The following is a 25065-nucleotide window of genomic DNA, read 5'->3' on the forward strand; positions in this document are numbered from 1 at the left end:
CTTTTTTTTTCGTAATTTAATATCAAAATTAACCGATATGCAAACTACTCCACGATTAGAAGCCGCTATAAATAAACTATATATTGCTTTTCATAATAACAAATTGAATCCCGAATGTTGCAAACAATGTGCGGTTGGAAATATTTTAGACCAAATGGATAGTTGGAAACATCTTTCTGACCATCATGGGGCAACAGCGCTTAATTATGTTGGCAAAGTACATCAAAATTTAGAACGAAAATTTAATGGATATTCCCCTTTAGAATTACTTCAAATAGAAGCAACTTTTTTGAAGTCTTGCGGATACAAATTACCACTTCATTATAAAAATGAAAAACCTACAAATCCAACAGATAAAGATATTTTATTTAAAGGGTTGTCTGAAGTGATAAAACTTTTGTGCGATTTAGACAAAATCGATAATGTTATGGATTATACCAAATTATTTGAATTTAAAAACGATAAATCTAAAGTAGAATTACATCTTTTTAGTTGAAAAACAAATAAGTTTAAGCTTTCACTGGAATAGAAAAAGAAAAAGTTGTTCCGGCGCCTTCTGATGATGTAAACCATATTTTACCAGAATGAGACTCCACAATTTTTTTGCAATGTGCTAAGCCTATTCCCGAACCTTCATAGTCTAATCTTGAGTTCAACCTTTGAAATATAGCAAAAACACGATCTTGATATTCTTGAGCTATACCAATGCCATTATCTGCAACAGAGAACTGCCAGAATTTTTGTTCTTCAACATCGCCTTCTTCTATTTTGGAAATTTCGGTACAATAAATATCTATTTTAGGCTTAACTCCAGGTTTTGTAAATTTAATCCCATTAGTTATCAGGTTTTGGAAAAGTAATCTTAATTCTACCTCATTACCTTTTATTTTTGGCAAATCTTTATAATTAACAACGGCTTCACTGCGGTTTATGACACTTTGTAAATCTCCTGTCAATACATTTAATAACGGCATACAGTCAACATCATCAATTATTTTTGTTCTTCCTAACCTAGAATATTGTAAAAGTGCATCGATTAACTTTTTCATTCTCACACTACCTTCTTTTATAAAACCAAGCATTTGTTTTCCATCATCATCAAAACTACTGTTGTACTCAGAATCTATAACATCTATAAAACTAGATATGGTATTAAGAGGTTCTTGTAAATCATGGCTTGCGATATAAACAAATTGTTCTAATTCTTTATTTTTTGAAACCAATTGTTTAGACTGGTGGTTAATTTCAACATGCTGTGCCTTTAAGCGAAAATTTAATTTTTTATTCTTAATATAAGCCACTAGCAATGATATACTCACTATGAATAATAAACAAGACAAAATGGATAATAATATATTGTATTGTCTTTGTGTACTTATTATTATATTTTTTTCTGCAAGAATATCTTCCTTTTCTTTTATATGAATGTTTTGGACCGTTAAAACCTTTTGTTGATTTTGAATTTCAAGATTAACAGAATCTATTTCTAATTGTTGCGCATTTATTTTATATAACTGTTTTTCAAGCTTTTCTTCTAATTCTAGCTCGAATACAAGACTTTCTTCTAGCCTCTTGTTTTTCAATTCACTTTCACGAGACAAATTAGTTATAGAATGTTCTTTATCTATAATAACTTTATCTTTTTTATTAATATCATCTATTTGACTTCCAATTGTTTTTATATGAGTTTCTATAATTTTTTTCTGCTCAGCTTTTTCCCTATTGGCTATATATAAGTTTTGCTCTACTTTTTTATATAATTTATCTTTTATTTCTTTTGAAGTTACAGCATAACTAGCTAATACTGGAGTAATTTTAAGATTAGCTTCTCTAATAAACTGCCTATTGATATCATATTCATAAGTATCACCAACCTGCACCATATTAATCATTGAGCTGTGCGTTGGATACCCTTCTGTTATTATCAGAATCTCCTTCCCCTTTGTACTATTTAAAATTGCTTTTATTAAATATTCATAGGTGCTATTTACATAAACCACATTGCAATATTGAATATCATCAACACTGTTTATTCTTTTAACTTCAATAAGTTTATCATATATGCGTCTATTATTTGAAATATCAAAAAGACTCTTTTTAATAGTATCTGGCCCCATAACTCCTATTTTCAAGGTAGTCATTTGTTTTATTTTGGGCCACTTAACTTGTTCACACAAATTAAAAACCATTATTGCGCGTTGCTCCAGTATAGAAGATTCTCTGTTTTTCTCTGAATTCTGGCTAAAAGACAGATTAGAGTACAAGGAAAATACAACTAATAATATTAAGGTTTTTAAATTTAAACACTTTGAATTATAAGTCAGTATAATTTTCTTAAGCACAGATTTACTTAGATCCCTATATGATATATTTCCCATTTTTAAACAACTCTATTAAACAGCATATAACCCTAAGAACAGTGTTCTAATGGTTTATTTATCTGTTTAGACATAAAAGATATTATATATCTTTAGTTTATTATTAAATTTAGAGGGAATGAATGGATTATTTTACAATTAACCTAAAGCAAAAAATTAAGCTCTTATCGTTAACTAATACTTACTAGATATTTACATAATTATTAATATATTCTACTGTTAGCATTTTTCCTTTTTTAATCTCAACTTTACGAACGGCAGTTAACCTTTCAAATTTTTCTTCTGATAAATCTACACTTATCATAGCATATACCACGACTTTATCAAATTTATCATTAGAACATTTTTGGACTTCTTCTAAAAATTGAATACCATCCATAACAGGCATATTTATATCTAAAAAAATAATATCTGGAACATCAATATTTTTCAAATAATTAAGTGCTTTTAAGCCATTCTCCAGCATTACTATTTCACAATTGATAGCACTTTTTTTAAAAATATAATGATTATAAAAATTGGTCGCTTCATCATCATCAACTAAAAGTATTTTTTTCATAATTAATATGATGAAGTATTATTCTTAACTTTCATTAATGCAGAATTAAACACCTGTTTATCTAGAGGCTTCCTTATAAAATCTAAAAGTGTATCATAATTATTGAATTTTGTTAAATCTTTTGGATCATTAGATGACGAAAGAATAATAACGTTAATATCATCGACTAAATCCTTACCCAATGCATAAAAATTTTCTAAAAACTCCCAACCATTCATGGCTGGCATATTAATATCTAAAAAGACTATATTGGGTTTTTCTTCTTCGTTTTTTAAACAATTCTTAATATAAGAGATTCCTTCAAAACCACTATCTAATAACACTATAGAACTAATATTATCATTATTTTTAGCGATATGTTTATTTAAAAAATTAGTTGCTTTATCATCATCAATGAATAAAACTTTTAGATTCTTTTCTTTATCAACCATTATAGAGCGATTATATTATAATAATGAAAGGTTTTATCTACGCTTATTGTTGCAATTTAATTATTTTATCGATATAATAACACATTTTTACGACATAATACATTGTGTATTTCTAATTCAACAAAAAAATATTAAAATAAAAACTTTATATTTTAATATTTAATAAAAATTAGAAGCTAAAAAAGCCCAACACTTTCGTATTGGGTTTTTTATATATTTCAAATTTAGAGACTATCCTCCAAAATCATCAAATCGAATGTGTTCATCTGGGATACCAAAATCTTCACCCATTTTTTGAACAGCTTTATTCATTAATGGAGGTCCACAGAAGTATAATTCTATATCTTCTGGAGACTCATGTAATGACAAATAATTATCGATAACACAGTTGTGAATGAAACCTACAAAACCATCACCTGGGGCATCAATATTTTCTTTTACTTTCCAGTTATCTTCTTCCATTGGTTCAGATAATGCTAAGTAAAATTTAAAATTAGGAAAATCTTTCTCTAACTCACGGAAATGCTCTAAATAGAATAACTCACGTTTAGAACGTCCACCATACCAATAAGTCACTTTTCTTCCAGTCTTTAAAGTTCTGAATAAATGATATAAATGAGAACGCATTGGAGCCATACCTGCACCACCACCTACGTATAGCATTTCGCTATCAGATTCATTAATAAAGAATTCACCGTAAGGTCCTGAAATTGTTACTTTATCTCCTGGTTTTTGGTTGAATATGTAAGACGAAGCTATACCTGGATTTACATCCATCCAACCACCTTTGGCGCGATCAAACGGCGGGCAAGCCACACGTACGTTTAACATAATCTCACGTCCTTCAGCAGGGTAAGAAGCCATAGAATAGGCTCTTTCAATTGTTTCCGTATTCTTCATGACCAATGGCCATAATTTAAATTTTTCCCATTCTGCTTGAAACTTATCTGGCGTTTCATGTTCTTCAGGATGCGCTGTAATATCCATATCAGAATACTTTACTTCACATGGAGGAATTTCAATTTGAATATATCCACCTGCTTTGTAACCCATATCTTCCGGGATCTCAACTACAAATTCTTTAATGAAAGATGCCACGTTATAGTTACGCACTACAACAGCTTCCCATTTCTTAATTCCAAATACTTCTTCTGGAATAGTGATATCCATGTCTTGTTTCACTTTAACTTGACAAGCTAAACGAACACCATGTTGTAATTCCTTTCTTGTAAAGTGAGGCACTTCGGTTGGTAAAGCTTCACCTCCACCAGAATTTACGTGACATTCACATTGAATACAAGTTCCACCACCACCACAGGCAGATGGTAAAAATATTTTAGCATTCCCTAACGTGGTAAGTAAACTAGCTCCAGAAGCTACTTCTATTTCCTTTTCACCATTAATCGTTATTTTTACTGGTCCTGATGGTGATAGTTTTTGTTTTACAACTAATAATAAACCAACTAGTAAAAGCGTAATAATTAAAAAAGCAATTACTGTTACTACTATTGTTCCTGTTGTACTTGCGGCTAATATCATATTACTCGTTTACTTTTATGTTGTTAGCTAACACTTCTTTGTTATCCTTTGTAGAATCTACTTTTGCAGTTTTTTCTTCTTTTGGTGCTTCTTCATCACCTCCAGTTAACATTCCTCCAAAACTCATGAATCCAATCGCCATTAAACCAGTAATGATGAATGTAATTCCTAAACCTCTTAATGCTGGTGGCACGTTAGAATATCTAATTTTTTCACGAATAGCGGCTATCGCTAAAATCGCTAAAAACCATCCAATTCCAGAACCTACACCGTAAACAGTTGCTAATCCTAAAGTTGGTATTTCACGAGATTGCATAAATAATGAACCTCCTAAAATGGCACAGTTTACAGCAATTAATGGTAAAAATATACCTAATGAATTGTACAATGATGGAGAGAATTTCTCGACCACTATTTCTACTAATTGTACCATGGTTGCAATAGTTGCAATAAACATGATAAACGATAGGAAACTTAAATCGTAACTTGCATACTCCTCACCTAACCAAGATAAAGCACCTGGTTGCAATAAATACTGATCTAATAACCAGTTTAAAGGCACGGTAATAGCCAATACAAAAATTACGGCTGCTCCTAAACCTACAGCTGTACTCACTTTTTTAGATACCGCAAGGTAAGAACACATTCCTAAGAACGTGGCAAATACCATGTTATCGATAAATATTGATTTAAAAAATAACTCTATATGTTCCATATTTCTTTAGTTATTGGTTATTTAATAATTGTTACTTGTTATAAAAAAACCCGTCACAACCACTAATAACCAAATTTTAATGATCTTCTACTAATGCTGTATTTCTACTACGTTGAATCCAAATAATAATACCAACTACAATTAAAGCCATTGGAGATAATAACATAAAACCGTTATTCTCGTAACCTAAAGCATATAATCCTGTTTTTTCGATTGGATCTCCTAAAACTTTAAATCCTAATAGTGTTCCAGAACCTAAAAGTTCTCTAAAGAATCCTACTAGAATAAGAATTAAACCGTAACCAGCTGCATTACCAATACCATCAAGGAAAGATCTCCAAGGTTTATTTGCCAGAGCAAAAGCCTCAAAACGTCCCATAATAATACAGTTTGTAATAATTAATCCAACAAATACCGAAAGCGTTTTACTTAACTCGTAAGCAAATGCCTTTAATACTTGATCTACTATAATTACCAAAGCTGCAACAACAACCAATTGTACAATAATTCTAATTTTTGAAGGAATAATATTTCTCATTAAAGAAATAACAACGTTCCCAATAGCTAACACGGCCATTACTGAAACAGCCATTACAATAGATGCTTTTAACTCAGCAGTAATTGCTAAAGCAGAACAAATACCAAGAACTTGAATAGTAATTGGGTTATTATCCGCTAATGGATCTGTGATTAACTTGGCGTCTTTTTTTGATAAAAGTCCCATAAATTAATTGTTTTTTAAGTTTTTGAAGAACGGTACGTAAAGCTTTAAATCGCTTTTTATCATTGCTGAAACACCATTACCTGTAATAGTAGCCCCTGCAATAGCATCGACTTCGTTATCTGTTTTATCCTCGTTTTTTGGATCGGCATTACTTTTAGAAACATCAATACCTTTAAAACGATCTGAGTTATCTAACAAATGCTCACCAATAAAATCGTCCATAAAAAAACGTTGCTTAATATTAGCTCCTAAACCAGGCGTTTCTCCTTTGTGATCAAAATAAGCACCTTGTATTACCATGTTTTCGTCCATAGCAACGTAAGCCCAAATAGCATCCCAAAGACCTTTACCACGAATTGGCGCAATGTAAAATGTTTTACCATCCTTTACACCTTCTAATAAAGGTAACCGTCTAGCAATACCAGCTTTCGCATTGGTTTGTTCTTTTTTAACATCAATTAAATAAGCTTCATCATCCTCGGTAACTTTACCATCTTGAATAACCAATTGTTTTTTAATGTATTTTTTAAACAAGTCTGGCGCTTTATCTGTTGATACAAAATTAGCACTAGTTTCATCATTCTCATTTACGCCCATAGCATACAAAATATTTTGTTGCTTTTCTAGACGTTTGTTTTCATCAATATTAGGTTTTAAAGATGATGCTGTAAATGCTAATAATGAACCTACAACCAACACCATAACAACGGCGAAAATTATAGTATATGAATTTTTATCTGTTCTATTTTCCATCGTTATGCAACTTTAGCTTTTAAACGTTTCATTCTTTTCTTCACATTTCCTTGAACCACATAATGGTCAATAGTTGGAGCAAACACATTCATTAATAGAATAGCTAACATCACACCTTCTGGATATGCTGGATTGAATACACGAATCATAATAGAAAGAAACCCTATTAAGAAACCATAAATCCATTTTCCTTTATTGGTTTGCGACGCCGTAACTGGGTCGGTAGCCATAAACACGGTACCAAAAGCAAAACCACCAATAAGTAAGTGATGCCAAAATTCAGTACTCATTAATCCATAAAACTTACTTGTTTCAGTAATCCAACCAGAACTTACAACACCATTAAAAATTAAGCCCATAACTAATGCGCCAACACATGATGATAACATAATTTTCCAGCTTCCAATTTTAGAAAACACTAAAAACAAACCACCTAAAATAATAAGTAGTGTTGAAGTTTCTCCAACTGAACCAGGGATAAAACCAAAGAACATATCGGCAACAGAATGCGTAACCGCTTTCCCTTGTGCTAAAGTCCCCAAAATAGTTTCTCCAGAAATGGCATCTAAATTAGCTCCAGCAGCAATTTCTTTTGTTCTTTCAACTGCACCTTCAACCCAAACTTTATCTCCAGACATCCAAGTAGGATATGCAAAGAATAAAAAGGCTCTAATTGTTAATGCTGGATTTAAGATATTCATCCCAGTACCACCAAAAACTTCTTTTCCGATAACAACACCAAAGATAACAGCAACGGCCAACATCCATAAAGGAATATCAATTGGCACAATTAATGGCACTAACATACCTGTTACTAAATAACCTTCTTCAACTTCGTGATTTTTTATTACCGCGAATAAGAATTCAATTCCTAAACCAACACCGTAAGAAACAATTACTAAAGGAATGATTTTCCAAAAACCAATAATAAAGTTATCAAAAGCCCAAAATTCTGGACTAAAGAAACCTGCCGTTACAGCTTGAACTTCTCCAACCTGTAAGTTATGTTGATAACCAGCGTTAAACATACCAAACAATAAACATGGCACCATAGCCATAATTACTGTATTCATAGTACGCTTTAAATCGTCGGCTGCTTTTATATGAGTTCCATTATGTGTGGTCTCATTTGGTAAGTATAAAAAGGTATGGATTGCATTAAATGCAGGTGCCATTTTTGTCCCTTTATACTTTTGCTTTAATTTATGTAAATTATTTTTTAAACCCATTATCCTATTTCTTTAAGCATTAAGTCTAAACCTTCTCTAATAATTTTTTGATGCGGTTGTTTAGATACACATACAAACTCGGTTAAGGCGAAATCTTCAGGTGCAACTTCGTACATTCCTAAAACTTCCATTTCATCTAAATCTTTATACATACAAGCTTTTAAAATTTGCATTGGATAAATATCTAAAGGAAAAACCTCTTCGTAAACACCTGTAGTAACAAAAGCACGATGCTCACCATTAGTGTTGGTGTTTAAATCGTATTTTTTTGTTTTACTTAACCAAGAAAATGTTAAGGCTCTTGACGTAGAAATTTTATTGAAGACAGGTTTAGTCCATCCAAAAAACTCATAATCATCACCTTCAGGAATAACAGATATTACATTACTGTAATAGTCTAAATTTCCGTCTGGTTGAATTTGTTTTCCTGATAACACATTTCCAGAAATAACACGATCGTTACCTTCTTTAGAAACACCTTTATCGTAAATAATGGTAGAAATTTCACTACCAATAATAGTTTTAAAATATCTTGGTTTTTCAACCGAAGAGCCAGCTAAAGCTACAATACGTTCTGCATTAAACTTACCAGTTAATAAAAGTTCCCCAATAATAACCAAGTCTTGAGCGTTTACCGTCCAAACCACTTCGCCTTTATTTACAGGATCCACTTTATTAATTAGTGTACCAACATTCCCAGATGGGTGTGGTCCAGAAACTTTATGAGTAGTAACACCTGTTAAACCAGCAAGAGGTGAACTAGAGGTGCCAACTGAAATATGCACAGCACCTTCCGTTAGCTTACCTAAAGCAGTTACCGCAGCTTGCAATTCAGCTTCTTTACCTTTTAAAGTAAAGTCTAAATCGGCAGCTAATGGCGCACTTGCATAACCCGAAATAAATATCGCTTTTGGCGATTTATTTGGATTTGCAATAACATCATAAGGGCGTTGTTTTACAAACGGCCAGCATCCTGATGCTAACAAATGTGCTTTTACAGATTCCGCTGTGGCACTACTTAAATCAAATTTCCCTAAATCTGCAAAAACTTGCGATTTATCAGCTTCAATTTTAATAGCATCTATGCGTCGTTTTGGTCCACGCTGTACTTCAATCACTTTCCCTGAAACTGGCGATAAAAACATTACCGAGTCTTGAGATTTATCGAAAAACAAAGTATCCCCAGCTTTTACTGAAGTACCTTCTTTTGCAACAAGTTTTGGAATTACGCCGTGAAAATCCTCTGGCCTTATAGTGTAGTAGTTACTAATAATCGCTTGTTCAACGGTTTTATCAGCTTCACCTATAAGTTTAATGTCCAGACCTTTTTTAATACGAATGTCGTTTGACATATTTATTTTTATTGAAATTAGTTGTCTAAAAATCGGTGCAAAAATACAAATAAATACCTAAAATCTTCATCAAAAAAAAGCATATCATTTATTTATATCGATTCTAAATAAACAGATTTAATTAGGCATAGATTTTGTTTATATTTACACATAAAATTATAGCAAATATGAAATCTAAGGTAATAAAAACATTTCTTATAGCACTCCTCCCCTGTCTTATTTTTTCTCAAGTTGAAGAAGTAAGTCCTCCTGATTTCATTAAAACCATCAATTTTAAAAGTAACACACCCGAAACCCAATTACCTATTTTAAAACTAGGCGAATATGTTGTTTTAGAATTCGACGCCTTAAATGGCGAAGAGGCAGACTACTACTATAAAATTGAACATTACAATTTCGACTGGACACCTTCCAACCTTATAAAATCTGAATTCTTAAATGGTTTCGATAATCAGCGTATTCGTGATTACGAAAATTCACTTAACACCTATCAAATATTTTCACATTACAAACTCACCATCCCAAACCAATTTACAAAAGGACTAAAAATTTCTGGGAATTATATGATTTCTATTTTTAATGACGACGACGAATTACTATTCTCTAGAAAATTCATGATTTATGAAGACAAAACCGCCGTTGGTGTAAGCGTAAAACGATCAAGAAATATTGAATTCATTGAAGAAAAACAACGAATAGAACTCCTAATTACCTCAAACAACATCCAGCTAAATAACCCAACACAAACTGTAAAAGCCGTCATTATTCAAAATAATAATTTAAACAACGTAATCGCGAATATTAAACCACAATACACCATTGGCAGCAAGCTTATATATAAATATGATAACGAAACTAGCTTTTGGGCCGGCAATGAATTTCTCTTTTTCGAAAATAAAGATGTTCGCGCAGCCAACACCGGTATTCAGTTTATAGACCTTAAAGATATTTACCATAATTACCTTTACACCAACATGGAACGCGCCAGTAAACCATACACATATAACCCAGATATTAACGGAAATTACTTAATAACCAATGTTGATGCAGATGACGCTAGCATTGAGTCAGATTACGTTTGGATGCATTTTTCACTATTAGGCGACGACTTTTTAACCAATAAGAACGTACATATATATGGAAACTTTAATAATTACGCGATAAACGATAGCACACGTATGATTTTCGATGAAGCAAATAACCGTTTTACAAACACCATGCTACTAAAGCAAGGGTTTTATAACTACAAATATATTGTTGTCAACGATGACGGTACAATAAATGAAGGTGCCGTAAGCGGTAATTTCTGGCAAACCGAAAACAATTACAAAGTTCTAGTGTATTATCGCGATTTAGGCGCTCGATACGATAAAATCATTGGTTTAGGAGAAGCCAGCTCAGTGAACATCACAAATTAATACGCTAATTTTAGAAATTCAGCAAAATATAGGGTAAGAAATGCATTTCAACTAATTTATCAATCAAACCTGTTAAAATCGCTCACTAACTCTTTAATATTTATTATTTTAGCAACGTAAATTGCTTAATCACATATGGTACAACAAGTTACATGCGGCATAAAAATTTCGGTAGTTACAAACTTCGAAGGCTCATTTTATAAAAACTATAAAATGCAATATGCCTTTGCCTATACCGTAACCATAGAAAACCAAAGTAAAGATTCCGTACAACTTTTTGCCCGCCACTGGGAGATTCTAGATGCCTTAAATAATGTAGAAACCGTAATTGGCGAAGGTGTAATAGGTAAAAAACCTGTTTTAAAACCAGGAGAATCACACACGTACACATCTGGCTGTTTGCTTAAATCGCCTTTTGGCGCTATGCAAGGGCACTACAACATGGTCAATTTTACAACTACAAAAAAATTCCAAGTAACCATCCCTACATTTAAGTTGAGTGCTACTTTTGCTATCAATTAATTTCTGAATTTATCTTATTTTGGCGTTACCCAAAAGGGTCAGGCTTTCCGCTATATCTTTATTTGTGCTATATTAATTACAGCTTTTAATAAACAAGCGTTAAAACCCCAATTATATTCCTTTCAGCAAAACAAAAGCTTAGCACAAAAAAGGATGCCGCATCAATCCCTAACGCAGGTTTCCACAGTGGTTTAATTATATTAATAATTTAATATTTCAATTGCTTTTTCCAATACTTCATCTCTCCCCTTTTTAATTCCTTCAACAGTTGGCCTAATCACCACATCGGGAACAATACCAATTCTTTGAGTTTCTGCACCATCTGGATAATAAATACCATTTCCAGAAATTCTAGTTAATAATCCTCCTGGTAAATATATATCAGAAACACTACCATCTGCTCCAGCTGTAGTACTTCCAACAATAGTAGTGTTCTCTCCTGCTCTAAATGCCATAGCAGTAAATTCCGATTGACTTTGCGAATATTCATTAACCAAAACAACCAACTTGCCTTTATATGTTATAGTATCGTTTTCGAGATTCAAAGGTTCCGAAAAATTAAATTCCCCAGGGTTATCTTTATTAAATTTAGCTATTTTAACAAAAGGGGTTCTTGACGAAACAAAATAAGAACCTAATTTATAAGGCACAAAAGCCGAAGGATAGTTTCTTATATCAATAATAATACCTTTTGTGTTTTCAAAAGTTTCTTTTAATATCGGTATGTCCTCAGTTTTTATCGATTTTAAAGTTACATAGCCAATATTATTTTCTAATAATTTATAACTTTTTTCACCCGTCCATTTATACCACTTCGTATTCAATTGCTCCAAAGGATAAAACGATATAAACTCGTGCTTTTTGATTTCATTAGAAATAAAATCAATATCAATATTTTTTTTATTGAAACGTAAAAGATCTTTAGAAATATCTCTCATTTTCGCAGCGCCATTTGATGCTGGATAATAAGGACTAATACTATCCACAATAAACTCAACAGATTTATTATTAATATGTGTAATCACGTCCCCAACTTCAACCTTCGAAGTTTCTTTTAACTCAGGATTATAATAATCTGTAACTACTAATTTATCTTCGACAAATTCAACTTTAAAAGGTGGGTAAAACTCACCTCGTTTTTTAGTTACATTATTAAAACCAACTGAAGTTGTTGCATGAGTATCATTAATGTCACTTATTAATAAAATACATTTTTTTTCGTATTCTAATTTACCCTCTGATTTTATAAACTCTGGAATATATTCTTTTAAAACTTTACTCCAGTCTTTATCTGTTAAATGTTTATAAGGAAAAAAATAATGAATCATATTCCAATATCGATAAAGAGCTAATAATTTAAATCCATCATCATTATACAACATGGAATAGTAATATTTTTCATTTACAAAATTCGGATTCCCAGTAGGACCTTTATCAATATAATAATGCTTTCCTTGAAATCTATTTTTATAAATATAATTTATTTTATTTTTTAATTCTGAACTCAAACTAAACCCTTCCAACCATAACATATCAGGCTTTACAAAACTAACAGCTTTAGTATCTATACATTTTGCACACGCATCAATTTCTCCGTATTTTTTAATCCATTCGAGAATCACCTTATCTCTTTCTAAGTTACCTTTAACTTTTAAAAAGTTTGGTAATATTCTAAAAAGCTCAAAATCCCAATTATAATTTCCTTTACCTACCTCCGGATGATTGTATTTCAAAAACCCCCAAACTTTACCTAATAATTCTAAATTACTAACAAGTTCTTCATTAAGCTCAGGGAATTCAATCTTAGAGTTCAAGTCAAATTCATTATCTAAAGTTGCTTTATAAACGGGTTGTTCTATTTCTTTTAAAGTTTGAACATCCTGGCCATCTATAGTTAAAACAAATTCGTCAAACCATGCCTCACCTGTGCCACTCATTATCCCCGCCACAATAATATTTTCAGCATTTTCGGGATATGTTAACGTTACAGTGTATTTTTGCCAATCTTTTGTACCATGGATATTTTGTTTTTCCATATTATCGCCCGCTAATATTTTTTTACCACCATCTATTCTCAGCATAAGACCTGCATACCCTTTTTCAATATTTTTGGTTTTCATGTAGCCTTCAAGTTTAATAGACTCTCCCTTATAATTAGCAGGAATACGGTAAGCAATACAACCAAAAGAATTGGCAACATTTTCTTTAGAAGTTATTTTGGATGCATATCTGCCTGAATGCACATTAACACTATCTACATTTAAGCTATAATCTCCCCATTCAAACCATTTCTCCGGAAATAATAGTAATGAATCATAAGTTTCAAAATCTAAATTAAATCTCTTTTTTGTTTGAGATGTACAGGTTATATAAAAAAGCGATACAATAACTAAAACCGTGTATTTCATTAGTTTCATTTTTTATAAAAATATCTATTTAATATAACAGAGACGACAACCTTTTCTTAAGGCTCCAAACAAAGTTAATAAAAAACTGATAATGTTTACATTAACTCTTAAATAGCACTACTTAATCTTCACAATTCAGAATATATTCTATCAACTAAATATAAAACCATCAAAATGTAACATTTCAACAAAAAACGACACCTATATATAAAGTAGCTACTTTTCATTTACAAAGATTTAGATCAAGTAATCTTTCACACTCTTGTTGACTATTTCAACAGAGTTTCACTAAAAACATTCAGAAATTATGGGAGGAGAAGGCTCAATGATGGCTGCTAACCTGTCGTTAAAAAACAACAGAAGTATAGCGTCAAAACGAAGAGAAAACAGCGCTTTATCTGGTAGCTACTCAAAAATTAAATTAAAAAAATTTCCTAAAGCCACACCAGAACAACTAAAAGAAATAAAGGAGAAAACAATAAGAGAAAACAGAAAAACGCTATTAATAAATATTGGCTTATTTATAGTAACATGCATTGGCTTATTTGTTGCCATCCAATATTTATTCTAAAAAAAAAGATCCTTCAGATTTAAAAAACCTGAAGGATCTAATATTATATAAAGTTTACTATTTAAACGTAAATCTATCTAGCTCACTACTTCTTTAATACGCTTAATAGCTTCAATAATTTGTTCTTGCGAAGCTGCATAAGAAATACGAATACAATTAGGATTACCAAAAGCAGCACCTGTAACGGTTGCAACTAAAGCTTCTTCTAATAAATATAAAGAAAAATCAGTAGCATTATTTATTTTTGTACCTCTTAATGTTTTTCCGAAGTAATAAGATACATCTGGAAATACGTAAAAAGCACCTTCTGGCGTGTTTGAGTTAAAACCTTTAACATCGCTCAATAAATCTAAAACTAAATCACGACGCACTTTAAACTCGTCGATCATATATTTAACAGCACTCGGCTCTGCTTGTAACGCTGTAATTACTGCACGTTGTGCAATACAGTTAGCACCACTAGTAATTTGACCTTGCATTTTATTACATGCACGAGCAATTTTTTCTGGAGCACCAATAAAACCAATACGCCATCCCGTCATAGCGAAAGCTTTCGATACACCGTTTACCGTAATTGTATTATTGTACATATCATCAAATTCTGCAATACTTGAATGACCAGAACCGTAGTTAATATGCTCATAAATTTCATCTGAAACCACATAGATATTAGGATATTTAACCAATACATCGGCTAAAGCTCTTAATTCTTCTCTACTGTAAACAGATCCACTTGGGTTACAAGGTGAACTAAACCACATCATTTTGGTTTTTGGCGTAATAGCCGCTTCCAATTGTGCAGGAGTCATTTTAAAATCTGTATCAATAGATGTTGCAACCTCTACTGGCACACCATCGTTTAATTTTACAATATCAGAATAACTTACCCAATAAGGACAAGGTAAAATAACCTCATCTCCTTTATTCAACATAACGCTAGCAATATTTGCCAATGATTGTTTAGCTCCTGTAGAAACAACAACTTGAGGTAAAGTATACGTTAAGTTATTATCGCGTTTAAATTTCGCAATAACTGCCTCTTTTAAATCTACATAACCATCTACTGGAGAGTACGAATTGTAATTATCATTTACAGCTTGAATGGCTGCATCTTTAATAAAATCTGGTGTGTTAAAATCTGGTTCCCCAAGACTTAAACCAATAATGTCTTTGCCTTCGCCTCTTAATTCGCGCGCTTTGGCAGCCATAGCTAACGTTGCCGATGTAGCCATGTTTAAAATTCTATCAGATAGTAATTGCATGAAATGTGTTTATAAGTAAATATATAGTTAGTTTATGCTAAATCAGGATTTTTCCCAAGCACTTTTAATTGATTATAATGTTCTGAAACTGCTTTCCAAAATGTGTTGTATTCATTATATGGTAAACTGAACTCGCTTGCTGTTTCTTTAACTATTTTCGCTATTTTACTATAATGCACGTGGCTAATATTAGCAAATAAATGGTGCTCTACTTGTCGGTTTAAACCTCCAGTATAAAATTCAGCTAACCAGCTTTTAGGTGAAAAATTACAAGTTGTAAATAATTGGTGAATAGCCCAAGTGTTTTTCATATTACCATCCTCATCAGGCAAAGGCATAACAGTGCTAGGAACCACGTGTGCCAATTGAAAAACAACACTTAAGATTATTCCAGCTGTGTAATGCATAATTAAGAACCCTATTAATACTTGCCACCAAGCAAAACCTAAAATTAATGGTAAGGCCACCCAAAGAGAATAATACACAATTTTACCAATAATAAGTTTAGTCCATTGTGTTGCAGGACTTGGTAACTTACCATAAGCTAATTTACGTTTTAGGTATTTATAGGTTTGTATAAAATCTGTTGTAATAGCCCAGTTTGCAGTTAACAGTCCGTATAAAAAGAATGCATAATACTTTTGGTATTGATGAATTTTAAACCATTTTGAATGTTTTGAAAAACGGATAATTCTACCCGCATCAATATCTTCATCATGTCCTTGAATATTGGTATATGTATGGTGCAATACATTATGTTGTACTTTCCAATTGTAGTCATTTCCAGCTAAAATGTAAATACTACTTCCCATTAATTTGTTCACCCATTTTTTACTGGAGAATGAACCATGGTTAGCATCGTGCATCACATTCATGCCTACTCCTGCCATACCAATACCAACAACTACCATGCATAAAGCTTGTAGCCATCCAGACATGGGTACTGTTAAAATTAATACTGCTGGAACAATTAGTAAAGCAAACATTATGATGGCTTTATTATATAATTTCCAGTTTCCTGTGCGTTTAATATCGTTCTCCTTAAAGTAATCATTAACACGTTTATTCAACGTTTTAAAGAACTTAGCAGGGTCTTTTCTCGAAAATGAGACGGTTTGTTTAGTCATGCAATAAATTTTAATATGATTTCTAAAATATTTTTTTGATCATACCTAACTGCAAAGATATGAATAAAGCTATTTAAGTTATCCCAATTTTTTGTAAAATTATGCGCCTAAAAAGTATATTTTTGTTGAAAATTTAACAGAAATGAAACTGCTTTTAAAATATTTCCCCGACTTAACGGAAGACCAAATTGAAAAATTCACCCAATTAGAAACCTTATATCAAGATTGGAATTTAAAAATAAATGTAGTTTCTCGAAAAGATATCGATGAGCTTTATTTAAGACATGTATTACATTCTTTAGGAATAGCTAAAATAATCCAATTTAAAGATGGTAGCCATATTCTAGATGTTGGAACAGGTGGTGGATTTCCAGGAATCCCTTTAGCTATAATGTTTCCCGAATGTTCATTTCATTTAGTAGATAGTATTGCTAAAAAACTAAAAGTGGTTAACGAAGTTGTTGAAGGCTTGGGTTTAACCAACGTAAAAACAACACATAGCCGCGTTGAAGAAACCAAAGGGAATTACGATTTTATTGTAAGCCGTGCCGTTGCTGCTATGCCTACTTTTGTACATTGGGTAAAAGGAAAAATTGCAAAAGAGCAAAACCACGAACTAAAAAATGGTATTCTATATTTAAAAGGTGGCGATCTAACCGAAGAGCTAAAAGATTACAAAACCACTACTATTTTTGATTTATCTGACTATTTTGATGAAGATTTCTACGAAACAAAAAAAATAGTACACTTACCTTTAAAGTATCGCGGGTAATTTATAACGGATTATAAGAAAAGTAAAAGCCATTAAAAATCATAATTATGATTTTTAATGGCTTTTACTTTTCTTAATTGTAATTTTTTCTAGCTTAAAAACAACAATCTTTACTATGACTAGAACCTAAGCCTTCTCAGGAATTTGCTTTAAAATTTCTAATACAAAGTTCCAATATTTTTGAGCAGATGAAATTTGAGCACGTTCATCTGGAGAGTGCGCTCCTTTTATAGTTGGACCAAAACTAATCATGTCCATTTCTGGATAATTTGTTCCAAGAATCCCGCATTCTAAACCAGCATGACATGCCGCTACGTGTGGTTTTTCGTTATTTAATTCTTCGTAAAGTTTCTCCATTATTTTTAAAATAGTAGAATCCATATTTGGTGTCCACCCTGGATAATCGCCTGTACACTCTACTTCGCAACCCGTTAATTCGAAAACAGAACGTAAAGTGTTTGCTAAATCCCATTTAGAACTCTCTACAGAAGAACGTGTTAAACAACCAATTTTTACATGGCCATCTTTAATAATAACTCTAGCAATATTATTTGATGTTTCTACTAATTCAGGAATATCTGCACTCATACGATACACACCATTCCATGCGGCATAAATAGCTCGTGTTAATCCTTCTTGAACTCCTAAATCCATTATTTTTTCTGGAGTTTCAACTTTAGAAACTACAACTTCTAAATTAGGCTCCATCGTTTTTAATTCCGTCTTTAAAACTTCTTCTTGCTGTTTTATCTCTAAAAGAAAAGCTTCTTCATGAATAGCATCGATTGCAACAATAGCATTACTTTCTCGAGGAATAGCGTTACGTAAACTTCCTCCGTCGATTTCCGAAATGCGTAAACCAAAATTCTCAAAACCATCAAAAAGCACACGGTTCATTATTTTATTCGCATTACCTAATCCTTCATGAATTTGCATTCCTGAATGACCACCTTGTAATCCTTTTACTGTAATTTTATAACCTATTTTGAATTCTGGAGTTTCCTCTTCCTCATATGTTCTCGTTGCTGTTACATCGATACCACCGGCACAACCAACACCAATTTCATCATCTTCTTCAGTATCTAAATTTAAAAGAATTCCGCCAGTAAGTAAGCCACCTTTTAATCCTTCCGCTCCTGTCATCCCTGTTTCTTCATCTATAGTAAACAAAGCTTCAATCGCTGGATGCGGTATATCTGTACTTTCTAGAATAGCCATAATAGTGGCAACTCCTAACCCATTATCGGCTCCTAACGTAGTGCCTCTTGCACGAACCCAATCCCCTTCTACATACATTTCTATACCTTGTGTATCGAAATCGAATTCTGTATCATTATTTTTTTGATGAACCATATCTAAATGCGACTGCATCACGATAGTCGTTCTATTTTCCATACCTGCTGTTGCTGGTTTTTTGATAATAACATTACCAACCTCATCTTCGATAGTTTCAAAACCAAGGTTCTTACCAAAGTCTTTCATAAATGCGATAACACGTTCCTCCTTTTTAGATGGACGTGGTACGGCGTTTAAATCGGCAAATTTATTCCAAAGTTCTTTAGGCTCTAGGTTTCTTATTTCTTGACTCATGTCTTTTTATATTTTAATGCAAAGTTAGTAAAAATACACAGATATTGGCAGCTACTCCTGATTGATGTGGCATCCTTTTTTTGTTGTTAAATAGTTTGCAAAAAGTCTAAACGATTATAATTAAGTTTAACTTTACTTTATACTGAAACAAGTATATCAAAAAAAAGATATAACGGAAAGCAGGAAGAAACCTTTATAAATATACCCGACCTTTGGGTACAAATTTTTACTATTTTTGATTTATGTTGAAAGATAAAAAAACGATTATTGCGCTGCTGTTGATTCCGCAGTATTTTTTCGTGAAGTTTTTAGGGAATTATCCAGAATTTGTAGATGCGTATTACAGTAATGGGCTCTATATATATGTATCGAAAATGTTTCGGTTTTGTTTAGGGTGGTTGCCATTTTCATTTGGAGATTTGGTCTATGCTGTTGGATTAATTTATATAATTAGATGGTTTTTTAAAAATTGGAAACGTTTAAAAACGGATACAAAGCAGTGGTTTGCTGATGTGTTTTCTGCCGTTTCGGTGCTTTATTTTGCATTTCATTTATTTTGGGGTTTTAACTATTACCGATTACCGCTGTATAAAAGTTTGAATTTGAATCCTGAATATTCTACAGAGCAACTTGTAAAGGTGACAGAACAGCTTATTTTTAAAGCGAATGCATTGCATTTGGAAATCGCGAAAAATGATTCATTAAAAGTAGAGATTCCGTTATCTAAAAATGAAATTTTAAAGCTTGCGCCAGACGGTTATTTAGGGCTGAAGCAGGTGTTTCCTAATTTGGAATATTCGCCACAGAGTGTAAAAAAATCGTTGTTTAGTTATCCGCTAACTTATATGGGTTTTAGTGGTTATTTGAATCCGTTAACCAATGAAGCGCAGGTTGATGGATTGATTCCGAAGTTTAAATTTGCGACCACAACAACGCACGAAATAGCACATCAATTAGGCTTTGCAGCAGAAAATGAAGCAAATTTTATTGGTTGCTTGGCAGCTATAAATCATGAGAATATTTATTTTAGATATTGCGGTTATACTTTTGGTTTACGCTATTGTTTAAATGAAATTTACCGAAGAGACGAAGCACTTTACGAGGAAGTTGTTAAAAACCTAAATATCGGTATTTTAAAGAATTACGAGGAAGTTCGTGTGTTTTGGGAGGCTCACCAAAACCCAACTGAGCCTTTATTTAAAAGTTTTTATAGTGGTTTTTTAAAAGCTAACAAACAAACTAAAGGCATGGAAAGTTATAGTTACGTTGTTGCTCTATTGGTAAATTATTTTGAAGAAAAATGAGAAATTCTTAAAGATTACAACTTTATATGTAAAGGAACTTTGATTCTAGATAGATATCCGTATTTTTAGCTAAAACTAACAGATTGTATCTATGATTAAAAAATGTATTGGAATCCTGAGCTTCTTTTGCTGCAGTTGCTTATTTAGCCAAGATTATTTTCCAAAAAATGATGGTGTTAAAACTACAAACACCAACTACACAGCATTCACGAATGCAAAAATCCATGTTTCTAGCGGAAAAATTATTAACAAAGGCACCTTGTTAATACATAATGGAAAGGTAATTTCTACCGGAACAAATGTTTCGATTCCAAAAAACACTAAAATTATTAATATTGAAGGTAAAAGCATTTACCCTTCTTTTATTGATATGTATTCCGATTTTGGTATTGAAAAACCAAAAGCCCAAGCAAGAAGCAGAAGTCAGGCTCCCCAATACGATGCTAGCAGAACGGGATATTATTGGAACGACCATGTGATGCCAGAAAACGAGGCGCTTACTAAATTTAGCTACGATTCTAAAAAAGCTAAAGAATTACTAAATGCCGGGTTTGGCGTTGTAAACACACACATACAAGACGGTATCCATAGAGGAACCGGTACTTTAGTGGCTCTTAATAATAAAGAAGGTAATGAAACACGTATACTAAAAGAGAACTCTGCACAATACTTATCTTTTGATAGAAGCGCCTTATCTCGACAAGCTTACCCAAATTCTATAATGGGTAGTATTGCTTTGTTACGTCAATTATATAATGATGCGGCATGGTATAAAAAAGGACTTAGTAAAACGAAAGATTTATCTATTGAAGCCTTAAACAGAAATCAAGATTTAGTTCAAATTTTTGAAGCTGGAAGTAAAGCCAATGCACTAAGAGCCGATAAAATTGGAGATCAATTTGGTATTCAATATGTAATTTTAGGTGGTGGTGATGAGTACGAGCGTATTGATGAGATAAAAAACACGAATGCTGCATTTATACTACCCATTAACTTTCAAGATGCTTATGATGTTGAAAATAGTTTTTTAACAAGTTCATTAGCACTTAGCGATATGCGTGCATGGAGCCAAGAACCAACAAACCCAAAGGTTTTAGCCGATAACAACATCCATTTTGCATTAACGACACACGCTTTAAAATCGCCAAGTGAATTTAAAGGCAAATTAATGCAAGCTATTAAAAACGGACTTTCTAAAGAGAAGGCTCTAGAAGCATTAACGCTTATTCCTGCACAATTACTTGGGCAATCTACAGCAATAGGAACACTTAACAATGGTGCTTATGCTAACTTTTTAATTACCTCGGGCGATATTTTTGAAAAGAAAACCAAGCTTTACGAAAACTGGGTACAAGGCCAGCAACATATTGTTACCAACATGAACACTATAGATATTGTTGGTGATTATGAGTTTAGCGTATATAATACGGCTTATAAAATGACTGTAGAGGGCGACATTAAAAAACTGAAATCTAAAATTACAAGCGAGACTAAAACCTTAGGTTCAAAAATTAGTTATACTAATGACTGGGTTCAAATCTCGATGACTACAAAAGATTCTACGTCGCAAGATTTTATTCGTATTGTAGCTCATGTTGAAAACGACGCTGCTTTAAAAGGGAAAGCTACTTTACCTAATGGTAATGAAATTCCATTTTCAGCCAAAAAGAGTACAAAAGCCGAAGACGATTCCGAAGAAAAAGATAAAAAAGACGATGATTCTAAAAACAACATAGCCTCTATCTCCTACCCTAACACTGCTTACGGATTTAAAACACTACCAAAACAGGAAACGCTTCTGTTTAAAAACGCAACGGTTTGGACTAACGAAGCCGATGGTATTTTAGAAAACACAGACGTGCTTATTAAAAACGGTAAAATAATTAAAATCGGTAAAAACTTGAGCGACGGAAAAGCTCAAATTATTGATGCAACCGGCAAACATTTAACGGCTGGCATTATAGACGAGCATTCGCACATTGCAACAGCTTCGGTTAACGAAGGCGGGCAAAACTCGTCTGCAGAAGTAAGCATCGAAGATGTTATCGATAATGAAGATATTGGCATTTACCGCAACCTTGCTGGTGGTGTAACCTCAATACAAGTATTGCACGGTTCGGCCAACCCAATTGGTGGACGTTCGGCTATTATAAAATTAAAATGGGGCGAATCTGCCGATAATTTAATTTATAACGATTCACCTAAATTTATAAAATTTGCTTTAGGCGAAAATGTAAAACAAACCAGATATTCTAATGGTGTGCGTTTTCCACAAACCAGAATGGGTGTCGAGCAAGTTTACATCGATTATTTTACACGCGCTAAAGAATACGATGCTTTAAAGAAAAGTGGTAAACCTTATAGAAAAGACGTCGAAATGGACGTGCTTGCTGAAATTTTAAACAAAGAGCGTTTTATTTCTTGTCACTCTTACGTTCAAAGTGAAATTAATATGCTTATGAAGGTTGCAGAACAATTCGACTTCAATATTAATACATTCACTCACATTTTAGAAGGTTATAAAGTAGCCGATAAAATGGTTGAACATGGTGTTGGTGGTTCTACCTTTAGCGATTGGTGGGCTTACAAATATGAGGTTAACGATGCCATTCCATACAATGCTGCCATTATGCACAATGCAGGCGTTACGGTTGCTATAAATAGTGACGATCCAGAAATGTCTAGACGTTTAAATCAAGAAGCTGCAAAAACTATTAAATACGGCGGTATTAGCGAAGAAGAGGCTTGGAAGTTTGTTACTCTAAACCCTGCTAAACTTTTACACATCGATAACCGTGTGGGAAGTATAAAAGTTGGTAAAGATGCCGATGTTGTTTTATGGACCGATCACCCAATGTCTATTTATGCTAAAGCAGAAAAAACAATTATTGAAGGTGTCACTTATTTCGATTTAGAACGTGATACTATGCTGCGTTCGGAAATTAAAGAAGAAAAAAACGAGCTTATCAACCAAATGCTAAAAGCTAAAAACAAAGGCTTAAAAACGCAACCTATTAAGAAAAAGGAAAAAGTAGATATGCATTGCGATTTTATTGGCAATCAAATTAACTAAAACATAGAAAATGAAATATTTCAATTTATATATAGCGTGTGCCTGTCTCCTATTTTTCGGATCCATACACGCCCAACAAACTCCAGCAGACAAACAAAGCAAAGCCATATCTATAGAAGGTGCCACGGCGCATTTAGGTACAGGTGAAGTTATTGAAAATGCCCTTATTATGTTTAATGAAGGTAAAATCACTTTCGTAGGAAGTGCTAATATGAAAATTGCGCGAATTGGGGACGTTATCGACGGTAAAGGTAAACACGTCTACCCTGGTTTTATTATTCCGAATTCAACTTTAGGCTTAGTTGAAATTGATGCTGTAAAGGCCACTGATGATGATTCTGAAATAGGAACATGGAACCCAAACATTAGAAGTATTATTGCCTATAACGCGGAATCTAAAGTTGTAGAATCTATGAGACCAAACGGGGTTTTACTCGGGCAAATTACGCCACGAGGCGGTCGTATTTCAGGAACCTCATCTGTAGTACAATTTGATGCTTGGAACTGGGAAGATGCTGCTGTAAAAACCGATGACGGGATTCATATCAATTGGCCAAGCAACTTCAAAAGAGGACGCTACTGGTTAGGCGAAGATCCTTCATTAAAAGTGAATAAAGAATACGGCAACCAAATTACAGAAATAGAAGATTATTTTAATAACGCTAAAGCCTATTTAAAAGCAAGCCCTTCTATCACCAACCTATCTTATAAAGCATTAGAAGGTATTTTCAATGGTTCTAAAAAACTTTACATTAATGTAGATGATGAAAAAGGCATTATCGATGCTGTAAATTTCATAAAGAAAAACGCCATTCCAAACATGGTTGTTGTTGGCGGAGCGGAAGCTTATAAAGTAACCGATATTTTAAAATCGAATAACATATCTGTAGTTTTAAACCGTATACACTCGCAACCAAGCCAAACTGATGACGATTACGATTTACCATATAAATCGGCAAAATTATTAGTAGATAATGGCATTACAGTAGCCTTACAAGCTAACGGACAAATGGAACGCATGAATTCTAGAAACTTACCATTTTACGCAGGTACAACCGTAGCTCATGGATTAACAAAGGCACAAGCACTACAACTAATTACTCTAAACCCAGCAAAAATATTAGGTATCGATGCGCAGTATGGATCTTTAGAAACTGGTAAAAGCGCTACCTTGTTTATAAGTGAAGGTGATGCCTTAGATATGCGTACCAACATTATTTCTCATGCTTTTATAGACGGACGCTTAATTAGTCTAGAAACGCACCAAACAGAATTATGGAAACGCTATTCCAAAAAATATCAATCCAATTAATACCAACAAAAAAAAGGAAGCCAATA

At 32.7% G+C, this 25065-nt stretch carries 21 protein-coding genes; 8 read left to right on the plus strand and 13 right to left on the minus strand.

Annotated features, from left to right (window positions below):
• Positions 1 to 37: 37 nt before the first annotated feature.
• Positions 38 to 496 carry a Na(+)-translocating NADH-quinone reductase subunit F gene (locus M4I23_RS09080; RefSeq protein ID WP_249754179.1) on the plus strand — a complete coding sequence of 153 codons (459 nt, stop codon included), beginning with the start codon at positions 38 to 40 and terminating at the stop codon, positions 494 to 496.
• Positions 497 to 509: 13 nt separating this feature from the next.
• Here M4I23_RS09080 and M4I23_RS09085 read toward each other — a convergent pair whose 3' ends face one another.
• From M4I23_RS09085 to M4I23_RS09125, 9 genes are all read right to left on the minus strand, one after another.
• Positions 510 to 2378, minus strand: a complete 1869-nt coding sequence (locus M4I23_RS09085; protein ID WP_306799991.1) for a YfiR/HmsC family protein — start codon at positions 2376 to 2378, stop codon at positions 510 to 512.
• Between the two features lie 184 nt (positions 2379 to 2562).
• Positions 2563 to 2937 (minus strand): response regulator, encoded by a 375-nt coding sequence (locus M4I23_RS09090; RefSeq protein ID WP_158843947.1) that lies wholly within the window; start codon positions 2935 to 2937, stop codon positions 2563 to 2565.
• A 2-nt stretch (positions 2938 to 2939) separates the two neighbouring features.
• A complete protein-coding gene (locus M4I23_RS09095; protein ID WP_158843949.1) occupies positions 2940 to 3368 on the minus strand; it encodes a response regulator in 429 nt (142 codons plus the stop codon).
• A 231-nt stretch (positions 3369 to 3599) separates the two neighbouring features.
• Positions 3600 to 4907, minus strand: coding sequence for an NADH:ubiquinone reductase (Na(+)-transporting) subunit F (gene nqrF, locus M4I23_RS09100; protein ID WP_158843951.1), 1308 nt, complete (start codon positions 4905 to 4907; stop codon positions 3600 to 3602).
• 1 nt (position 4908) lies between these two features.
• Positions 4909 to 5622, minus strand: coding sequence for an NADH:ubiquinone reductase (Na(+)-transporting) subunit E (nqrE, locus tag M4I23_RS09105; RefSeq protein WP_158843953.1), 714 nt, complete (start codon positions 5620 to 5622; stop codon positions 4909 to 4911).
• Between the two features lie 76 nt (positions 5623 to 5698).
• Complete coding sequence (locus tag M4I23_RS09110) at positions 5699 to 6346, minus strand: NADH:ubiquinone reductase (Na(+)-transporting) subunit D (protein ID WP_158843955.1); 648 nt, start codon at positions 6344 to 6346, stop codon at positions 5699 to 5701.
• Between the two features lie 3 nt (positions 6347 to 6349).
• Positions 6350 to 7099 carry a Na(+)-translocating NADH-quinone reductase subunit C gene (locus M4I23_RS09115; protein ID WP_249754181.1) on the minus strand — a complete coding sequence of 250 codons (750 nt, stop codon included), beginning with the start codon at positions 7097 to 7099 and terminating at the stop codon, positions 6350 to 6352.
• 2 nt (positions 7100 to 7101) lie between these two features.
• On the minus strand, positions 7102 to 8328 hold the full coding sequence (locus tag M4I23_RS09120) for an NADH:ubiquinone reductase (Na(+)-transporting) subunit B (protein ID WP_158843959.1): 1227 nt from the start codon (positions 8326 to 8328) through the stop codon (positions 7102 to 7104).
• Complete coding sequence (locus M4I23_RS09125) at positions 8328 to 9680, minus strand: Na(+)-translocating NADH-quinone reductase subunit A (RefSeq protein WP_249754182.1); 1353 nt, start codon at positions 9678 to 9680, stop codon at positions 8328 to 8330. Before M4I23_RS09125 ends, M4I23_RS09120 begins: the two co-directional genes overlap by 1 nt.
• Positions 9681 to 9847: 167 nt before the next feature.
• On the opposite strand from M4I23_RS09125, the gene M4I23_RS09130 reads away from it, so the two are divergent.
• The gene (locus tag M4I23_RS09130; RefSeq protein WP_249754183.1) at positions 9848 to 11098 is read left to right on the plus strand and encodes a type IX secretion system plug protein domain-containing protein; all 1251 of its coding nucleotides are present in this window, start codon (positions 9848 to 9850) and stop codon (positions 11096 to 11098) included.
• Positions 11099 to 11233: 135 nt separating this feature from the next.
• A complete protein-coding gene (gene apaG / locus M4I23_RS09135) occupies positions 11234 to 11620 on the plus strand; it encodes a Co2+/Mg2+ efflux protein ApaG (protein ID WP_158843965.1) in 387 nt (128 codons plus the stop codon).
• Positions 11621 to 11820: 200 nt separating this feature from the next.
• On the opposite strand, the gene M4I23_RS09140 is transcribed toward apaG, so the two are convergent.
• Positions 11821 to 14028, minus strand: a complete 2208-nt coding sequence (locus M4I23_RS09140; RefSeq protein WP_249754184.1) for a S41 family peptidase — start codon at positions 14026 to 14028, stop codon at positions 11821 to 11823.
• Positions 14029 to 14335: 307 nt separating this feature from the next.
• Here M4I23_RS09140 and M4I23_RS09145 point away from each other — a divergent pair, with 307 nt between their 5' ends.
• Positions 14336 to 14599, plus strand: coding sequence for a hypothetical protein (locus M4I23_RS09145; RefSeq protein WP_158843968.1), 264 nt, complete (start codon positions 14336 to 14338; stop codon positions 14597 to 14599).
• A 77-nt stretch (positions 14600 to 14676) separates the two neighbouring features.
• Here M4I23_RS09145 and M4I23_RS09150 read toward each other — a convergent pair whose 3' ends face one another.
• Together M4I23_RS09150 and M4I23_RS09155 are read right to left on the minus strand one after the other, a co-directional pair.
• Positions 14677 to 15861: a pyridoxal phosphate-dependent aminotransferase gene (locus M4I23_RS09150; protein ID WP_158843970.1), complete on the minus strand. Its 1185-nt coding sequence runs from the start codon at positions 15859 to 15861 to the stop codon at positions 14677 to 14679.
• 32 nt (positions 15862 to 15893) lie between these two features.
• Positions 15894 to 16988, minus strand: coding sequence for an acyl-CoA desaturase (locus M4I23_RS09155; RefSeq protein WP_249754185.1), 1095 nt, complete (start codon positions 16986 to 16988; stop codon positions 15894 to 15896).
• A gap of 142 nt (positions 16989 to 17130) precedes the next feature.
• Between M4I23_RS09155 and rsmG the strand changes: the two genes are divergently transcribed.
• Positions 17131 to 17760 (plus strand): 16S rRNA (guanine(527)-N(7))-methyltransferase RsmG, encoded by a 630-nt coding sequence (gene rsmG / locus M4I23_RS09160; protein ID WP_249754186.1) that lies wholly within the window; start codon positions 17131 to 17133, stop codon positions 17758 to 17760.
• Between the two features lie 126 nt (positions 17761 to 17886).
• Here rsmG and M4I23_RS09165 read toward each other — a convergent pair whose 3' ends face one another.
• Complete coding sequence (locus M4I23_RS09165) at positions 17887 to 19350, minus strand: aminoacyl-histidine dipeptidase (protein WP_249754187.1); 1464 nt, start codon at positions 19348 to 19350, stop codon at positions 17887 to 17889.
• Between the two features lie 242 nt (positions 19351 to 19592).
• Between M4I23_RS09165 and M4I23_RS09170 the strand changes: the two genes are divergently transcribed.
• The 3 genes from M4I23_RS09170 (at position 19593) to M4I23_RS09180 (ending at position 25039) form a co-directional block, all read left to right on the plus strand.
• On the plus strand, positions 19593 to 20654 hold the full coding sequence (locus M4I23_RS09170; protein ID WP_249754188.1) for a DUF3810 domain-containing protein: 1062 nt from the start codon (positions 19593 to 19595) through the stop codon (positions 20652 to 20654).
• A gap of 91 nt (positions 20655 to 20745) precedes the next feature.
• The gene (locus M4I23_RS09175; protein ID WP_249754189.1) at positions 20746 to 23727 is read left to right on the plus strand and encodes an amidohydrolase family protein; all 2982 of its coding nucleotides are present in this window, start codon (positions 20746 to 20748) and stop codon (positions 23725 to 23727) included.
• 10 nt (positions 23728 to 23737) lie between these two features.
• Positions 23738 to 25039, plus strand: coding sequence for an amidohydrolase family protein (locus M4I23_RS09180; RefSeq protein WP_249754190.1), 1302 nt, complete (start codon positions 23738 to 23740; stop codon positions 25037 to 25039).
• The last annotated feature ends 26 nt before the right edge of the window (positions 25040 to 25065 follow it).

The sequence above is a fragment of the Algibacter sp. L4_22 genome, assembly GCF_023473045.1.
In the GTDB taxonomy this organism is placed as follows: Bacteria; Bacteroidota; Bacteroidia; order Flavobacteriales; family Flavobacteriaceae; genus Algibacter.

Excerpts from the sequence above, each read along its gene's own strand:
- M4I23_RS09080 (WP_249754179.1), top strand. The coding sequence starts at position 38 with ATGCAAACTACTCCACGATTAGAAGCCGCTATAAATAAACTATATATT.
- M4I23_RS09170 (WP_249754188.1), top strand. The coding sequence starts at position 19,593 with ATGTTGAAAGATAAAAAAACGATTATTGCGCTGCTGTTGATTCCGCAG.
- M4I23_RS09150 (WP_158843970.1), bottom strand. The coding sequence starts at position 15,861 with ATGCAATTACTATCTGATAGAATTTTAAACATGGCTACATCGGCAACG.
- M4I23_RS09095 (WP_158843949.1), bottom strand. The coding sequence starts at position 3,368 with ATGGTTGATAAAGAAAAGAATCTAAAAGTTTTATTCATTGATGATGAT.
- M4I23_RS09165 (WP_249754187.1), bottom strand. The coding sequence starts at position 19,350 with ATGAGTCAAGAAATAAGAAACCTAGAGCCTAAAGAACTTTGGAATAAA.
- M4I23_RS09090 (WP_158843947.1), bottom strand. The coding sequence starts at position 2,937 with ATGAAAAAAATACTTTTAGTTGATGATGATGAAGCGACCAATTTTTAT.
- M4I23_RS09180 (WP_249754190.1), top strand. The coding sequence starts at position 23,738 with ATGAAATATTTCAATTTATATATAGCGTGTGCCTGTCTCCTATTTTTC.
- M4I23_RS09125 (WP_249754182.1), bottom strand. The coding sequence starts at position 9,680 with ATGTCAAACGACATTCGTATTAAAAAAGGTCTGGACATTAAACTTATA.
- M4I23_RS09140 (WP_249754184.1), bottom strand. The coding sequence starts at position 14,028 with ATGAAATACACGGTTTTAGTTATTGTATCGCTTTTTTATATAACCTGT.
- nqrF (WP_158843951.1), bottom strand. The coding sequence starts at position 4,907 with ATGATATTAGCCGCAAGTACAACAGGAACAATAGTAGTAACAGTAATT.
- M4I23_RS09145 (WP_158843968.1), top strand. The coding sequence starts at position 14,336 with ATGGGAGGAGAAGGCTCAATGATGGCTGCTAACCTGTCGTTAAAAAAC.
- rsmG (WP_249754186.1), top strand. The coding sequence starts at position 17,131 with ATGAAACTGCTTTTAAAATATTTCCCCGACTTAACGGAAGACCAAATT.
- M4I23_RS09155 (WP_249754185.1), bottom strand. The coding sequence starts at position 16,988 with ATGACTAAACAAACCGTCTCATTTTCGAGAAAAGACCCTGCTAAGTTC.
- M4I23_RS09120 (WP_158843959.1), bottom strand. The coding sequence starts at position 8,328 with ATGGGTTTAAAAAATAATTTACATAAATTAAAGCAAAAGTATAAAGGG.
- M4I23_RS09115 (WP_249754181.1), bottom strand. The coding sequence starts at position 7,099 with ATGGAAAATAGAACAGATAAAAATTCATATACTATAATTTTCGCCGTT.
- M4I23_RS09110 (WP_158843955.1), bottom strand. The coding sequence starts at position 6,346 with ATGGGACTTTTATCAAAAAAAGACGCCAAGTTAATCACAGATCCATTA.
- M4I23_RS09085 (WP_306799991.1), bottom strand. The coding sequence starts at position 2,378 with ATGGGAAATATATCATATAGGGATCTAAGTAAATCTGTGCTTAAGAAA.
- apaG (WP_158843965.1), top strand. The coding sequence starts at position 11,234 with ATGGTACAACAAGTTACATGCGGCATAAAAATTTCGGTAGTTACAAAC.
- M4I23_RS09175 (WP_249754189.1), top strand. The coding sequence starts at position 20,746 with ATGATTAAAAAATGTATTGGAATCCTGAGCTTCTTTTGCTGCAGTTGC.
- M4I23_RS09130 (WP_249754183.1), top strand. The coding sequence starts at position 9,848 with ATGAAATCTAAGGTAATAAAAACATTTCTTATAGCACTCCTCCCCTGT.
- nqrE (WP_158843953.1), bottom strand. The coding sequence starts at position 5,622 with ATGGAACATATAGAGTTATTTTTTAAATCAATATTTATCGATAACATG.